Below are 13,476 nucleotides of genomic sequence, written 5' to 3'. Positions count from 1 at the left end.
TCCGGGCGGTCAGAGCCAGCTCGCGAACTCCAGCAACAGCTCCGCGTCCTGCGGCCGCCCGACCCGCCCCGCCCGTACGCCGGACTCGACCGCCCGGAACAACGTCCAGCCCCGCAGCCGCTCCTGGTCCACCTCCAGGGACTCGGCGAGCCGCTTCACCCGTCGCCGTGTGATCGACGACCCCGAAGGGGACGCGATCAGGTCCTCCACCCGGTCCCGGACCAGCCGGGCCAGGTCGAAGGCGCACTCGCCGACCACCGGGTCCGGGCCCACGGCCAGCCAGGGCATGCGCTCACCGGCAAGCACCTTGCTCTGCCGGAAGGTGCCGTGCAGCAGCCGTTCCTCGGGCGGTCCGGCGAGGAGTTCCTCGCGGGCCGCGAGCGCCGCGTCGACCAGTGGCGCGACCTCGGTGTCGACGCTCGCCGCCGCCCGCATCGCCTCGGCCTGCCGCCCGGTCCGCTCGGCCACGGTCTCGAAGACATGGGTGGCGGGCGGTTCGACCCACAGCCGCCGCAGCGTCCCGGCGGCCTCCAGCAGAGCCTTCGCCTCCGGCAGCGAACGCACGGACAGATCGGGACGCAAGCGCTCCAACAGCAGTACGCCGTGGGTGTCGCCCTGCGCGTCCGCGGGGTTGAGGAGCTGTACGGCGCCCCGCCCGTCCCAGTGGGCGAGCGCGGCCCGCTCGCTCTCCGGACGGGCCCGTGGCGGCGCCAGCTTCAGCACGGCGGGCGTCCCGTCGGCCTGCCTGACGAGCAGGACAAGGCTGCTGCGACCGCCGGGTGCCTGCACCCGCTCCACGGTCAACTCGCGTAGATCGACCGCCTGTTGCGCCAGCACGGGCAGCGTGTCCAGCCACTCGCCCGTCCCGTTGGACCCGCCGGATCCGTTGGACCCGCTCCGCTGCGTCTCGCCGAGTGCCCGTACCAGGCGCCGCGGCGGTTCGAAGGCCATGCGCGAGTCCATTGCGCGAAGTGTTCCTTTCCAGCTGGTCCAAGTCGTCCAGGTCGTCCGGGTCGTCTCGTCCGGGCCGTCAGGGGCGCGTCACGAGGGCGACGGCGTCGCCGCGGCAAGGGTGGCCGAGGGGGCCGCACGCTCGGCGAGACCAGGGAAGGCTACGCTCTCGCCGCGCCAGCGCACCGCCCGCACTGCCGCCTCCCGCAGCGCCTCGGCGGCCGAGCGCCGCCGATCGCCCGTGGAGGCTCGTACGAGGTCGGAGTACACCCCGGCCACGCGTTCCTCCAGATCGGCAGCGAGCTGGACGGCCGCGACGGAGTCCTTCACGTCGAACGGCAGCGCGTACGCCGCCGCGGAGACCGCCGGCCTGCCGCCCAGGTCCCGTACGGCGCGCGCGAGTTCGTCGCGCCGCGCCCGATGGGCGTCGTACGCCGACCGGGCCTCGCCCCGGCGTGCCTCGTCGATCCTGCCGCCGACGACTCCGTACCCGTAGACGGCGGCGTGCTCGGCGGCGAGCGCGGCCTGCAACGCGCCGAGCTCGGCCTGCTCGGCGTCCTTGGTGCTTTTCGTGTCCTTGGTTGTGCTCACTTGGCACCCTCCGTCAGCAGGAACGCGTGTGCGGCTCCGGCCGCGGCCACCGAGGCGAGCAGCCTGGCCAGCTCGCCCGGGACCGTCAGCAGGTCCTTCGTCCGCTGGTCGGCCAGGGTGCGCTCGGCGGTCGCGAGGTCGGCGAGGGCGTCCTTCTCCCGGGCGGCCACGGTGGGGGAGGGGCTGGGGTGCGCAGAAGCAGAAGCAGAAGCAGAAGCCGAGGCCGAGGCCGAGGCCGAGGCCGAGGCCGAGGCCGAGGCCGAGCCGGAGGGCCGGCTGCCGGCGGTGCCGCTGCCCCCGAACGCCTGCATGTGCCGTACGACCTCCGCCCGCAGTGGCCTCAGCCGGGCCGCCAGCGGGGGATGGGCGGTGATCACGGCGGCGTAGCGTGCCGCGAGCGACTCGCTGTCGCGGGCCGCACGTGCGCGTGCGCGGTCCGCGGCCGAGGGGCTCTGGACCGTGGTGTCGGTGGACGGCTCGGGGGCGGAACAGCCCACGAGCACGAGGGCGCCCGCGGCGGAGGCGAGCAGGCTCCTTCGGCGCGGCCCCGAGGGGGTGCGCGGCGGCAGGGTGAACGGCACGGCAGACGTCCTCGGAAGGCTCGTACGAAAGGGAGGGCGGCACGCCCGTGATCACGGTACCCGTGCCCCACGCGATCGGCCCCCATGGGCTCGCCACCGCCGCTCGGCCCCGGACTCGTCGGGTGCGCGGTTCCCCGCGCGTCTTGGGAGAACCCCGTCGGGGGACGGGGAAGGTGGACGGCAACACCCTCCGCGACCGGATACCCTTTGACCAGACACACGACCAACCCACAACAGCACACGCGGCCGAGGAGTCACCCGGATGAGCACCACCCAGAGCGAGAGGCTGCGAGTACTGCTGGAACCGCTCGTCAGCTCTCAGGGACTCGACCTCGAAGAGGTCGAAGTGGACTCGGTCGGACGCAAGCGTGTGCTGCGTGTAGTCGTCGATTCGGACGAAGGTGCCGATCTGGACGCGATCGCCGATGTGAGCCGCGCGCTCTCGGCGAAGCTCGACGAGACGGACGCGATGGGCGAGGGCGAGTACACCCTCGAGGTCGGAACCCCCGGTGCCGAGCGCGAGCTCAAGGAGCACCGTCACTATGTACGCGCCACGGACCGCCTGGTGAAGTTCCAGCTCGGAGACGGCGGCGAGTTGGTCGCGAGAATCCTCGACGTGGACGAAGAGGGAGTCGATGTCGAGGTGCCGGGCGTGAAGGGGCGCAAGCCCACCGCCAAGCGACTCGTCTTCCAGGACATCGCCAAGGCCCGCGTCCAGGTCGAGTTCAACCGTAAGAACAAGAACGAAGAGAACGCAGAGGAGGCGTAGCCGTGGACATCGACATGAGTGCCCTGCGGGGCTTGGTACGGGAGAAGGAGATCTCCTTCGACCTGCTGGTCGAGGCGATCGAGTCGGCCCTCCTCATCGCCTACCACCGCACCGAGGGAAGCCGCCGACACGCGCGCGTCAAGCTCGACCGGGAGACCGGCCATGTGACCGTGTGGGCGAAGGAGGACCCCGAGGACCTGGAGGAGGGGCAGGAGGCACGCGAGTTCGACGACACCCCGTCGGGGTTCGGCCGGATCGCCGCGACCACCGCCAAGCAGGTCATCCTGCAGCGCCTGCGGGACGCCGAGGACGACGCGACGCTCGGTGAGTACGCCGGGCGTGAGGGCGACATCGTCACGGGTGTCGTGCAGCAGGGGCGCGACCCCAAGAACGTGCTCGTCGACATCGGCAAGCTGGAGGCCATCCTGCCGGTGCAGGAGCAGGTCCCAGGAGAGACGTATCAGCACGGGCTGCGGCTGCGCTCGTACGTCGTTCGGGTGGCGAAGGGCGTACGAGGTCCGTCCGTCACCCTGTCGCGCACGCACCCCAATCTGGTGAAGAAGCTCTTCGCGCTGGAGGTTCCGGAGATCGCCGACGGGTCCGTCGAGATCTCCGCGATCGCACGCGAGGCCGGTCACCGTACGAAGATCGCCGTCCGGTCCACCCGTTCGGGTCTGAACGCCAAGGGTGCCTGCATCGGCCCCATGGGCGGCCGGGTGCGCAACGTGATGGCCGAGCTGAACGGCGAGAAGATCGACATCGTCGACTGGTCGGACGACCCGGCCGAGATGGTGGCGAACGCGCTCTCCCCGGCCCGCGTCTCCAAGGTCGAGGTCGTGGACCTCGCGGCCCGCTCCGCGCGCGTGACCGTCCCGGACTACCAGCTGTCGCTGGCGATCGGCAAGGAGGGCCAGAACGCCCGCCTCGCGGCCCGCCTCACCGGCTGGCGCATCGACATCCGTCCGGACACCGAGCAGCCGTCCGACGAGACCGCTCGGCGCGGCGCGGACCAGCACCGGGAATAGTTCTGAGCCGTAGGTGGCTTAGATCACGACAACGACCGTTCGATTCTTGCCCCAAAGGGGTGAGGTCGGTGCGGGGAGGTAGACTTAAGAGTGTCTGGCCGGACGCGAGCCCGCGCATGCCCTGAACGCACCTGTGTGGGGTGCCGGGAGCGAGCGGCCAAGACTGATCTGCTGCGGACCGTGGCGGTCGAGGGCGAATGCGTCCCCGATCATCGCGGTACGCTGCCCGGCCGGGGCGCTTATGTGCACCCCGCCCTGGTCTGTTTCGACCTGGCGGTACGCCGCCGGGCGTTCCCAAGGGCGCTGCGTGCCCCGGGACCGCTCGACACAGCGGCGTTGCGCCTCTGTGTCGAGCAGGCAACACCGTAAGGAGCGTCGTACGGAACCCCCGTGCGGCCCTGGTACCCCGCGAGTTGGAAGTAGGTCGAGATTGCGATGAGCACTCGATGAGCACGCGATGAGTACGCCCATGAAGTAGCGACGGTCCGGACGCAACCCGGACCTAAAAGGAGCGAAGTGGCTAAGGTCCGGGTATACGAACTCGCCAAGGAGTTCGGGGTTGAGAGCAAGGTCGTCATGGCCAAGCTCCAAGAGCTCGGTGAATTCGTCCGTTCGGCGTCCTCGACGATCGAGGCGCCCGTTGTACGCAAACTGACTGACGCCCTGCAGCAGGGCAGCGGTGGCGGCAAGCCCGCCCCCGCACGTAAGGCTGCCCCGGCGAAGCCGGGTGCCCCCTCTCCGGCGCAGGCTGCCCGTCCGGCCGCCCCGCGCCCGCCGGCCCCGAAGCCGGCCGTGGCCGAGCGCCCCGCCGCTGCTCCGGCAGCTCCGGCGGCTCCCGTCACTCCGGCTGCTGCGGGTCCGCGCCCGACCCCGGGTCCCAAGCCCGCCCCGAAGCCCGCTCCGGCGGCTCCGGCTCCGGTCGCGGCCGAGTTCACCGCGCCCCCGTCGGCTCCCGCGGCTCCCGCCGCAGGTCCCCGTCCGGGCGCCCCGCGTCCCGCCGGCCAGGCTCCGCGTCCCGGCGGTGCCCGTCCGGCCGGTGGTCCCGGCCAGGGTGGTCAGGGTCGCGGCGACCGTCCCGAGCGCGGCGACCGTCAGGGCGCCCCGCGTCCCGGCGGCCAGGCCCCGCGTCCCGGCGCTCGTCCGGCCGGCCCGCGTCCGGGCAACAACCCGTTCACCTCTGGTGGCTCCACCGGCATGGCGCGCCCGCAGGCGCCCCGTCCGGGCGGTGCCCCGCGTCCCGGTGGTGACCGTCCCGGCGGCGCTCCGCGTCCGCAGGGCGCGGGTCAGGACCGTGGTCCCCGTCCCCAGGGCGGTCCCGGCGGCGCTCCGCGCCCGCAGGGCGGTCCGGGCGGTGCCCGTCCGACTCCGGGCGGCATGCCTCGTCCGCAGGGCGGCGCTCCGCGTCCCGGCGGTGGCCCCGCCGGTAACCGTCCCAACCCCGGCATGATGCCGCAGCGTCCCGCTGCGGGCAGTCCGCGTCCCGGCGGTGGCCCCGGTGGCCGCGGTCCCGGTGGCGGCGGCGGTCGTCCCGGTGGTCCCGGTGGCGGCGGCGGTCGTCCGGGTGGCGGCGGCTCCGCCGGTCGTCCCGGTGGCGGCGGTGGCGGTTTCGCCGGTCGTCCGGCCGGTCCCGGCGGTGGCGGCGGTGGCGGTTTCGCCGGTCGTCCCGGTGGTCCCGGCGGTGGCGGCGGTGGCCGTCCCGGCTTCGGCGGTCGTCCGGGTGGTCCCGGTGGCCGTGGTGGCACGCAGGGTGCGTTCGGCCGTCCCGGCGGTCCGGCGCGTCGTGGTCGCAAGTCGAAGCGGCAGAGGCGCCAGGAGTACGAGGCCATGCAGGCCCCGTCGGTCGGCGGCGTGATGCTGCCTCGCGGCAACGGACAGTCCGTCCGCCTGTCGCGCGGTGCGTCCCTCACCGACTTCGCGGAGAAGATCGGCGCCAACCCGGCGTCGCTCGTCGGCGTGATGATGAACCTCGGCGAGATGGTCACTGCCACGCAGTCCGTCTCCGACGAGACGCTGAAGCTCCTCGCGGACGAGATGAACTTCGTCCTCGAGATCGTCAGCCCCGAGGAGGAGGACCGCGAGCTGCTCGAGTCCTTCGACATCGAGTTCGGCGAGGACGAGGGTGGCGAGGAGTTCCTCGTCGCGCGTCCGCCGGTCGTGACCGTCATGGGTCACGTCGACCACGGTAAGACCCGCCTTCTCGACACCATCCGCAAGACGAACGTCGTCGCGGGCGAGGCCGGCGGTATCACCCAGCACATCGGTGCGTACCAGGTCACGACTCAGGTCAACGACGAAGAGCGCAAGATCACCTTCATCGACACCCCGGGTCACGAGGCGTTCACCGCCATGCGTGCCCGTGGTGCGAAGTCGACCGACATCGCGATCCTCGTGGTGGCGGCCAACGACGGTGTGATGCCCCAGACGATCGAGGCGCTGAACCACGCCAAGGCGGCCGACGTGCCGATCGTGGTCGCGGTCAACAAGATCGACGTCGAGGGTGCCGACCCGACCAAGGTGCGCGGTCAGCTCACCGAGTTCGGTCTGGTGGCCGAGGAGTACGGCGGCGACACGATGTTCGTCGACATCTCCGCCAAGCAGGGCCTCAACATCGAGGAGCTGCTGGAGGCCGTGGTCCTGACCGCGGACGCCTCGCTCGACCTGCGGGCCAACCCGGAGCAGGACGCGCAGGGCATCGCGATCGAGTCCCACCTCGACCGTGGCCGCGGCGCCGTCTCGACGGTCCTGGTCCAGCGCGGCACGCTGCGCATCGGCGACACGATGGTCGTCGGCGACGCGTACGGCCGTGTCCGGGCGATGCTCGACGACAACGGCAACAACGTCGAGGAAGCGACTCCGTCGACTCCCGTCCTGGTCCTGGGTCTCACCAACGTCCCGGGCGCCGGCGACAACTTCCTGGTTGTCGACGAGGACCGCACGGCGCGTCAGATCGCCGAGAAGCGCGCGGCGCGTGAGCGCAACGCCAACTTCGCCCGCCGGGGTGTCCGGTTCTCCCTGGAGAACCTGGACGAGGCCCTCAAGGCCGGTCTGGTGCAGGAACTCAACCTCATCATCAAGGGCGACGCGTCCGGTTCGGTGGAGGCTCTCGAGTCCTCGCTGCTCCAGCTCGACGTCGGCGACGAGGTCGACATCCGTGTCCTGCACCGCGGTGTGGGTGCGGTCACCGAGTCGGACATCAACCTGGCGACCGGCTCCGACGCGATCGTCATCGGCTTCAACGTCCGCGCTGCGGGCCGCGCGGCGCAGATGGCGGAGCGCGAGGGCGTCGACGTCCGGTACTACTCGGTGATCTACCAGGCCATCGAGGAGATCGAGGCGGCCCTCAAGGGCATGCTCAAGCCGGAGTACGAGGAGGTCGAGCTCGGCACGGCGGAGATCCGCGAGGTCTTCAAGTCGTCCAAGCTGGGCAACATCGCCGGTGTCCTGGTCCGCTCGGGCGAGGTCAAGCGCAACACCAAGGCGCGCCTCGTCCGCGACGGCAAGGTCATCGCGGAGAACCTCAACATCTCCGGTCTGCGTCGCTTCAAGGACGACGTCACCGAGATCCGCGAAGGCTTCGAGGGTGGTATCAACCTCGGAAACTTCAACGACATCAAGGTCGACGACGTCATCGCGACGTACGAGATGCGCGAGAAGCCGCGGGCGTAACGCAGTGGCTCGAGCTGGCCGACGGTGATTACTCATCGTCGGCCAGCTTGCCGTTTAAAAGATCGCGCAGTTCCCCGCGCCCCTTTCAGGGACGCGGGGAACTGCGTGAACGGCCCTCGCCGGTGCGGGGGCGAAACTCCGTCGAGCGAGCCAGGGGTTCGTTGTACGGTTCTGATGTCCCTGCCAAGCGCATTGGCAGGCCATCTATCCCGTACCGGCGGGACATCCGGTTACACATGTATGTGGGGACGCTGTCCTTCGATCTGCTCCTCGGCGATGTGCACTCGCTCAAGGAGAAACGCTCTCTCGTCCGGCCGATCGTCGCTGAACTCCAGCGGAAGTACGCGGTGAGCGTGGCGGAGACGGACAACCAGGACCTTCATCGCAGGGCCGAGATCGGCCTGGCGGTGGTCTCCGGAGACACCGAGCACCTCACCGACGTACTGGACCGGTGCGAGCGGTTCGTCGCGGCGCGACCGGAGGTGGAGCTGCTGTCGGTACGGCGCAGACTTCATACAGACGAAGACTGACGGAACAAGCAAGGCGAAGAAGGAGACGGACCAGTGGCCGACAACGCGCGTGCCAAGAGGCTGGCGGACCTCATCCGAGAGGTGGTGGCCCAGAAGCTGCAGCGTGGGATCAAGGACCCGCGGCTCGGCACCCATGTCACCATCACGGACACCCGGGTCACCGGGGACCTCCGGGAGGCGACCGTCTTCTACACGGTCTACGGGGACGACGAGGAGCGCGCGGCCGCGGCCGCGGGCCTGGAGAGCGCCAAGGGCGTGCTCCGCTCGGCGGTCGGCGCGGCGGCGGGCGTGAAGTTCACACCGACGCTGACCTTCGTCGCGGACGCCCTGCCGGACACCGCCAAGACGATCGAGGACCTGCTCGACAAGGCGCGGGCCTCGGACGCGAAGGTGCGCGAGGTCTCGGCCGGTGCCACCTTCGCCGGTGACGCGGACCCGTACAAGAAGCCGGGCGAGGACGACGAGACGGACGGCGACGCCGCGGAATGACGCAGAAGACCAAGACGCCCGACGGGCTTGTCATCGTCGACAAGCCGTCGGGCTTCACTTCGCACGACGTGGTCGCCAAGATGCGCGGGATCGCCAGGACCCGCCGCGTCGGACATGCCGGCACCCTCGACCCCATGGCGACGGGCGTGCTCGTCCTCGGTGTCGAGAAGGCGACCAAGCTCCTCGGGCACCTCGCGCTCACCGAGAAGGAGTATCTGGGGACCATCCGGCTCGGCCAGGACACGCTGACGGACGACGCCGAGGGCGACATCACTTCGTCCACCGACGCCTCTCGGGTGACCCGGGAGGCCATCGACGCCGGGGTCGCCAAGCTCACCGGCCGGATCATGCAGGTGCCGTCCAAGGTCAGCGCCATCAAGATCGACGGGGTGCGCTCGTACAAGCGGGCACGCGAGGGAGAGGACTTCGAGATCCCGGCCCGCCCGGTGACGGTCTCCTCCTTCGCGGTGTACGACATCCGGGACGCCGTGGCCGAGGACGGCACGCCGGTGCTCGACCTGGTCGTCTCCGTGGTCTGCTCGTCCGGGACGTACATCCGGGCGCTCGCCCGGGACCTGGGCGCGGACCTGGGCGTCGGCGGTCACCTCACCGCTCTGCGCCGCACCCGCGTCGGCCCGTACAAGCTCGACTCCGCGCGGACCCTCGACCAGCTCCAGGAGGAGCTGACCGTGATGCCGATCGCCGAGGCCGCCGCGGCCGCGTTCCCGCGCTGGGACGTGGACGCCAAGCGGGCCCGGCTGCTGCTCAACGGCGTACGCCTGGAGATCCCCGAGGAGTACGCGGGGGCCGGCGCGGTGGCCGTGTTCGACGCCGAGGGCCGGTTCCTCGCGCTGGTGGAGGAAGAGAAGGGCAAGGCGAAGAGCCTCGCCGTGTTCGGCTGAGGACGAGGCTGAGGCTCAGGCCGAAGCCCCTTCATGCTCGGGCGCCTGCCCGTGGAGCGGCGGTCACGGGGTTTCGTGCCCGCCGCTCCACGGTCCCCCCTCGGTTCCCCCACCCAAGGGTGTATCCATCCGCCCTGCCCTATTCACCCCTTCGGGCAGGCGCTCGGAGTGAACCGAGGGAGCAGAAGGGGGCGCGTTTCTCGCGTGATCTGTCCCGCTGATCATTTGGCGCCTACCGTCGGAAGAAAGAGCACGGCGGGGAGGTTCGAGCATGGCGGGACGGGGCCCGCGGACCGGGCACGAGCAGACACCGGACGACGCCCGCCGCGCGCGGGACGAGATTCTGGTGCGCGTCTGCGACCTGGCCGGACGTCCGCGCGGCACGGGTTTCGTCGCCGACCACCACGGCACGGTGATCACCAGCCACGAGGCCGTCGACGGTCTGGCCCGCCTCGTGCTGCACGCGCCCGGCGACCGCAGCTGTGTGGTGACCGCGGACGCCGTGACCCCGCTCCCCGAAACCGATCTGGCGCTCGTACGCACCGAGGGCCTCGGCCTCGACCCGCTCCCCGTCACCGTGCGCGAGCGGGTCGAGACCGGCACGTATGTCCGCATCCCCGCGGGCGGCTGGCGCGAGGCCCGGGTGCTGGGCAGCACGACTGTGACGTACACGGCGACCGATCGCTGCCATCTCCTCGACGAGGCACTGGAGTTGGCGATCGGCACGGCCGGCGCGGACGCGCTCCGGCTGGGCGGCGGGGCGGCCGGGGGGCCGGTCCTCGACGCCGCGACCAGAGCGGTCGTCGGAGTGCTCGGCACCGCGCTGCACACCGAGCACCGGGCCGCGGGTTTCGCGGTCCTCCTGCGCACTCCCGGCGTCACGGGTCCGCTCGCCGAACTCCTCGACCGCAACGCCACCACCGTCCCCGCGTACGGGGCCGATCTCAATCCGGCAGGCGTACTCGAACTCACGGCGACCTCGGTGGGCTCGGACGGCCCCGGAGCCGCGACCTCCCCGGGCATCGACGGCGCGTCACCCGCCACCGTCGAACGGGCCGCCGTCGTAAGGGAGTTCGCGGCCTTCGAGAGCGGCCCGGCCGCCGTCCTCGGACTCGTCGGCCCACCCGGCAGCGGCCGTACGACGGAGCTCGCGGCGCTCGCCGCCCGCCGCGCCCGCAGCGCCGAGCCGGCCCCCACACTCTGGCTGCGCGGAGCCGACCTCCTCGCCACGGACACCTCCGTCGCCGACGCGGCCACCCGGGCGCTGGAGCGGGCGGGGCGGATCGTGGCGGCCCCGGAGGAGGGGGCGCACCGGGAGCCGGGGGTGCTGCCCCCCGGCGGGTACGACGGAGAGCTCGGCGACATCGGTCCCGACCGGCTGGCCCGGCTGGCAGGGGCCGTCGGACGGCCCCTGCTGCTCCTGCTCGACGGACCTGAGGAGATGCCGCCCGACCTCGCCCACCGCCTGCCCGAGTGGACCGCGGGCACGGCCGAGTGGCTGCGGGCGAGCGGGGCGCGGCTCGTCGTCGCCTGCCGCGCCGAGTACTGGGAGCAGGCGGGGACCCGGTTCCCGGCGGAGTCGCTGCACCGGGCCGACGCCGACCCGGAGCCGTCGCTTCCGCCCTGCGTCCGGCTGGGCGAGCTGACCGAGGAGGAGGCGCGGCGGCTGCGGTCGCGGGCCGGGATCCCCGCCGACGCGCTGGTGGCCGCCGACGCGCGGCATCCGCTGACGCTGCGGCTGCTGGCGGAGGTGAGCGCCGCACTGCCGGACCCGCCGCCCCGACCACTCGACCGGGACGAGGTCTTCGCCGCCCATCTGGACCTGATGTGCCTGCGCGTCGCGGTCCGGCTCGCGGCGGCGAACGGACTGCGCGGCACGGCCGTACGAAGGCTCGCAGCCCAGGTCTCCGGCCAGGTGCACGAGGCCGCGCGGCGCTGTCTTGGGCCCGGCCAGGGCCAGCTGGACCGCGTGTCCTTCGAGGCCGTCTTCCCCTGGGGCCCTGCCCCGGGGGGCCGCCCTGGGCGTATCTCCGGCTGGGCCTCCGCCGTCCTCACCGAGGGCCTCCTGATCCCCGCCGGGAGCGGCTACCGGTTCGCCCACGAGGAGCTCGCCGACTGGATCCAGGGCACCCACCTGGACCTGGATCCGGCCCTGCACGCCCTGGTCCACCGGCGCCGCGAAGCCTGGCGTTGCGAACGGGTACCGTCCCAGCGCACGCCCTTACGCCCATCCGCCCAGAGCCGATCCGTGCCCGTCCCGCGCCACCGCATCGGCCCTGTCGTGCAGGCCCTCCTCCTGCTGGCCCGGCACCAGGGCGCCGGTGCGCTGTCCCGCCACCTCGAAGACCTGGTCGAGGCCGTCGAGGACCTGCAGGCGGAGGAGTCCGCCCCGACCGAGGACGGTGGCCCGGCCGAGGACGGTGGCCCGGCCGGGGACGGCACCTGGTGGGCCACCCACCTCCTCGCCGACGTCCTGGTGCGCGTGCCCGACGCGACCCCGTACACCCGGGTGCTGAGGCTGCTCGCCGAGCGGATCGTGGCGTGGCGGACCGAAGGCCGGGGTGTGCCGGCGGAGTTCGGGCCCTCCTTCTGGGAGGCGCTGCCGTTGCCGGAGGCGGAGCGGTTCGACCTGCTCAGGCGCCTGGTCGTGGTGGACGGGGCGCCGCGACAGGCGGGCCCGGCCGCGGGGTCCCGCACCACCTCCGGCGCCCACCGCCGCCGTCCCCCGCAGGCCCCGCGCTACCTGGACGCCGTCGCCCGGCTCCTCGCCGCCGACCCCACCGCCGTACAGCCCCACCTCACCCCCTGGTTCGACGACGACCGGCCGCTGCCCGCGACGCCCCACGCGACCGTGGCGACCGCCGCGCAGGCCCTGCTGTACGCGCACCGGCGGCGCGCCCTGGACGACCTCGCGGAGGCCCTGGTCGACCGCGCCCACCGGCGCGGGGACGAGCTGCTGGCCGCGCTCGCCGAGGAGGAGCCCTCGGCCGTCTGCCGGGCGGTGGACCGGTGGGCGCACGACGAGCGCCCGGCCCGGCGGGTGGCGGCGATGGCGTACGGGCTGCGCGCCGCGCCGCATGTGCGCACCGAGGCCGACCGCGAGCTGCTGCGGTACGCGGCGCTGACCCTGCTCGCCCGCCCCGCCGACTGCACGCTGCACGGCGGCGCGCTCGCCCTGCTCGTACGGGACCCGTGGACGCGGGCCCGGTACCTGCCGCAGGCGCTGGAGCGCTTCGCCGCGGGCGATCCGCGGCTGCCCGCCAGTGCGCTGGTCGCGGCCCTGAACACGCATCCCGACCCGGTGCTCGAAGCCTTCCGGGTCCGGCTGCGACAGCCGGGCGCGGACACCTCGGAGGCGCTGCGCACGCTCGCCGACGTCACCACGCCCGCGCTCGCCCGCCGCGTTGGTGTGCTGGTCAGGGAGGTGGTGGAGCTGTGTCCCGAGGCCGCCACGCACGTGGCCGCGTATGTCGACCGGCGCCTCGAACACGGTTCCGCGGCACGATCCGTCCTCTTCCCGCTGGTCACCGGTCTGCTGGTCGGCTGCCCGGCTCCGGTGCGGGCGGCCCTCGCGGCCGTCCTGGCGGCGCCGGGCAGCCGGGAGTGCGGCCCGTTGCGGCGCGAGCTGCTGGACCTGCTGCTCGCACACGAGCAGGACCCTGCCGTTCTCGACACCCTGCTGCGGGCCGCCGCGGACGGCGCGGCCCGTCGGGGCGAGGAACCCACCCGGGAGCTGGTGTACCGCACGGGCCTGCTCCTCGTCCGCACCCCGGCCGGAGCCACCGGATTCGACCGCTGTCTGGTCGAGCTGGCCCGTCGGGTTCCCGGCTTCGCGACCCTGGTGGCGCGCTGGCTGACCACCTCTCCCGACGAGTGGGCCGGGGTGGTCGGCCCGAGCACCCGCCGCATGATCGAGAACCTCGCCGGGCCACGGGTTCCGGCCTGAACCGTGCGCGATGCGTCACACCCCGA

General features: G+C 72.7%; 11 protein-coding genes. 8 read left to right on the top strand and 3 right to left on the bottom strand.

Going from position 1 to position 13,476, the window contains the following annotated elements:
* Positions 1-9: 9 nt before the first annotated feature.
* The 3 genes from ACIRA5_RS23175 to ACIRA5_RS23165 all read right to left on the bottom strand — a co-directional run bounded on the left by ACIRA5_RS23175 (position 10) and on the right by ACIRA5_RS23165 (position 2,123).
* Positions 10-951, bottom strand: a complete 942-nt coding sequence (locus tag ACIRA5_RS23175; RefSeq protein ID WP_403693859.1) for an aminoglycoside phosphotransferase family protein — start codon at positions 949-951, stop codon at positions 10-12.
* A 90-nt stretch (positions 952-1,041) separates the two neighbouring features.
* Complete coding sequence (locus ACIRA5_RS23170; RefSeq protein ID WP_403693402.1) at positions 1,042-1,542, bottom strand: ferritin-like domain-containing protein; 501 nt, start codon at positions 1,540-1,542, stop codon at positions 1,042-1,044.
* A complete protein-coding gene (locus ACIRA5_RS23165) occupies positions 1,539-2,123 on the bottom strand; it encodes a hypothetical protein (protein WP_403693400.1) in 585 nt (194 codons plus the stop codon). Before ACIRA5_RS23165 ends, ACIRA5_RS23170 begins: the two co-directional genes overlap by 4 nt.
* A gap of 262 nt (positions 2,124-2,385) precedes the next feature.
* Between ACIRA5_RS23165 and rimP the strand changes: the two genes are divergently transcribed.
* The 8 genes from rimP to ACIRA5_RS23125 all read left to right on the top strand — a co-directional run bounded on the left by rimP (position 2,386) and on the right by ACIRA5_RS23125 (position 13,450).
* On the top strand, positions 2,386-2,892 hold the full coding sequence (gene rimP, locus ACIRA5_RS23160) for a ribosome maturation factor RimP (RefSeq protein ID WP_067371250.1): 507 nt from the start codon (positions 2,386-2,388) through the stop codon (positions 2,890-2,892).
* A 2-nt stretch (positions 2,893-2,894) separates the two neighbouring features.
* Positions 2,895-3,917 carry a transcription termination factor NusA gene (nusA, locus tag ACIRA5_RS23155; RefSeq protein WP_067371251.1) on the top strand — a complete coding sequence of 341 codons (1,023 nt, stop codon included), beginning with the start codon at positions 2,895-2,897 and terminating at the stop codon, positions 3,915-3,917.
* 90 nt (positions 3,918-4,007) lie between these two features.
* Entirely contained in the window at positions 4,008-4,286 is a 279-nt protein-coding gene (locus tag ACIRA5_RS23150) for a YlxR family protein (protein ID WP_403693398.1), read from the top strand.
* 147 nt (positions 4,287-4,433) lie between these two features.
* The gene (gene infB, locus ACIRA5_RS23145) at positions 4,434-7,583 is read left to right on the top strand and encodes a translation initiation factor IF-2 (protein WP_403693396.1); all 3,150 of its coding nucleotides are present in this window, start codon (positions 4,434-4,436) and stop codon (positions 7,581-7,583) included.
* 236 nt (positions 7,584-7,819) lie between these two features.
* Positions 7,820-8,113 carry a DUF503 domain-containing protein gene (locus tag ACIRA5_RS23140; RefSeq protein WP_099920380.1) on the top strand — a complete coding sequence of 98 codons (294 nt, stop codon included), beginning with the start codon at positions 7,820-7,822 and terminating at the stop codon, positions 8,111-8,113.
* Between the two features lie 33 nt (positions 8,114-8,146).
* The gene (gene rbfA, locus ACIRA5_RS23135) at positions 8,147-8,602 is read left to right on the top strand and encodes a 30S ribosome-binding factor RbfA (protein WP_054232827.1); all 456 of its coding nucleotides are present in this window, start codon (positions 8,147-8,149) and stop codon (positions 8,600-8,602) included.
* Positions 8,599-9,504 (top strand): tRNA pseudouridine(55) synthase TruB, encoded by a 906-nt coding sequence (truB, locus tag ACIRA5_RS23130; protein ID WP_403693393.1) that lies wholly within the window; start codon positions 8,599-8,601, stop codon positions 9,502-9,504. Before rbfA ends, truB begins: the two co-directional genes overlap by 4 nt.
* A gap of 271 nt (positions 9,505-9,775) precedes the next feature.
* Entirely contained in the window at positions 9,776-13,450 is a 3,675-nt protein-coding gene (locus tag ACIRA5_RS23125; protein WP_403693391.1) for a trypsin-like peptidase domain-containing protein, read from the top strand.
* Positions 13,451-13,476: the final 26 nt, after the last annotated feature.

This window comes from Streptomyces sp. NPDC096311 (assembly GCF_044763085.1).
GTDB lineage: Bacteria > Actinomycetota > Actinomycetes > Streptomycetales > Streptomycetaceae > Streptomyces.
Note: the sequence above shows the minus strand (reverse complement) of the source record. Positions and strands in the feature narration are given on the sequence as shown.